Annotated in this window: 1 protein-coding gene and 1 pseudogene; both read right to left on the minus strand. The window is 73.7% G+C overall.

Annotated elements, in window-relative coordinates; translation table 11 throughout:
- Window positions 1–881, minus strand: an 881-nt coding sequence (locus tag RIF68_RS35550; protein WP_375165797.1) for a cytochrome P450, incomplete at its 3' end; no start/stop codon positions are given.
- Window positions 882–1,136: 255 nt separating this feature from the next.
- A pseudogene (locus RIF68_RS35555) lies at window positions 1,137–1,918 on the minus strand (RNA helicase); the annotation flags it as partial.

Below are 1,918 nucleotides of genomic sequence, written 5' to 3' on the forward strand. Positions count from 1 at the left end.
GCGGCGCGGACCCGGGGGTTGCGGGAGAGGAGGTACCAGGCCCAGACGAGGGTGGAGCTGGTGGTCTCGTGACCGCCGATGTACAGGGTGACGGTCTCGTCGCGGATCTCCCGGTCGGAGAGGGGGGCGCCGGTCTCGTCCCGGGCGGCCAGGAGCCGGCTGAGCAGGTCGGGACGGTCGGTGCCCCCGGCCCGGTGGCGGGCGACCACCCGGGACACCTCGGCGTCGATGACGGCGGTGGCCCGCTTGACACGGGCGCGCCCGGGGGTGGGCACCCAGTCGGGCAGCAGGGCGCCGATGCCGCTGAACTCGGCACCGATCTCCTTCTGGGCGACGTCCATGGCCCGGCCGATGGCCCCCGCGTCGGCGGCCGTGTCCGCGCCGAAGATGGTGCGGACGGCGATGAGCTGGGTCAGCGCCGCCATCTCCTTCTTGATGTCGACGCGCTGTCCGTCGGTCCAGCGGTCGGCGAGGGCGACGGCGCACTCGCTCATCGTCTCCGCGTAGGAGCGGACCTGCTTGGGGCGGACGGAGGGCTGGACGAGGGAGCGTCTGCGCCGCCAGTCGGCGCCCTTGGCGACGACCACGCCGTTGCCGAGGAGGGTGCGGAAGGCGATGCCGAGGTCGGGCTGGTCGAAGGTCCGCTCGACCTCGGTGAGGAGTTCCCCGATGGTGTCCGGGTCGGCGATGAAGAGGGCGGGACCGCGCCCGAAGCGCCAGCGGACCATGTCTCCGCGGGCCCGGAGCTGTTCGAAGAAGGCGAGGGGGCTCTTGCCGAAGGCGGGCAGGTTCCCGAGGAGCGGCACGCCGCGCGGGCCCTCGGTGATGGTCGCGGCCGGATGCGCGCGTGTCCCGGCGCCGGGACCTGTCTGTGTGGTCACGTACGTCCCCTCCCCAACTGGCGGTGCCCCTGTGCGTGTGTGCGAGTCCATGCAAGCCGACCGCCCGCCCCCGCGCCAGCCCTGTGGACAACCGCCTGTGGACGGACGGCGGTCCCGCAACGCTCCGCCCGTGCGGCCGTGTTGACGGCGAAGGGCCCCGGCGCGGCAGCGCGCCGGGGCCCTTCCTGTCGACCGGAACCGGGCCCGGGACCGAGACCGCTCCCGGGCCGTTCCACATCCGTGCCGGACGGCCCGTCAGCTCACCGAGCTGTAGGCGACGACCCCGCGCAGCAGCCCCTCGACGGCCTTCCGCGCGTTCTTGGAGACCGTGCTGTTCTCCGCCGGCGCCGCGGCCGCGATCTGGCCGAGGACGTCGATGACCTGCTTGCACCAGCGGACGAAGTCACCGGCCGGCATCCCGGCCTCCCGCAGCACCTCGTCGAGGCTCTTGTCGGAGGCCCACTGGTAGGCGGCCCAGGCGAAGCCGAGGTCGGGCTCGCGCTGCCCGACGCCTTCCGCCTGGTTGATCCGGAACTCCTCCTCCAGGGCGTCGAGACGGCCCCAGATGCGGACCATCTCGCCGAGGGCGGCCTTCGCGTTGCCGGTGGGCAGCTTGGGCGCGACGGCGTCGTCGGCCTGCCGCGACTCGTACACCAGGGCCGAGACGCAGGCGGCGAGTTCGGCCGGCTTGAGCCCCTCCCAGACCCGTTCGCGAAGGCATTCGCTCGCCAGCAGGTCCAGTTCGCCGTAGAGCCGGGCGAGCCGCTTGCCGTGCTCGGTCACCTCGTCGCCGCGCAGGTAGTCGAGTTCGGTGAGGAGCGCGACGATCCGGTCGAAGGTGCGGGCGATGGTGTTCGTCCGGCCCTCGATGCGCCGCTCCAGCTGCCGGGTGTCGCGCTGCAGCCGGTGAAAGCGCTCGGCCCAGCGGGCGTGGTCCTCGCGCTCGTCGCAGCCGTGGCAGGGGTGGGCGCGGATCTCGGTGCGCAGCCGGGCGATCTCGCGGTCGTCGGCGGCCGCGGCCCGCTGTCTGCGGTGCC

This window comes from Streptomyces sp., from assembly GCF_031178505.1.
Taxonomy (GTDB): Bacteria; Actinomycetota; Actinomycetes; order Streptomycetales; family Streptomycetaceae; genus Streptomyces; species Streptomyces gulbargensis.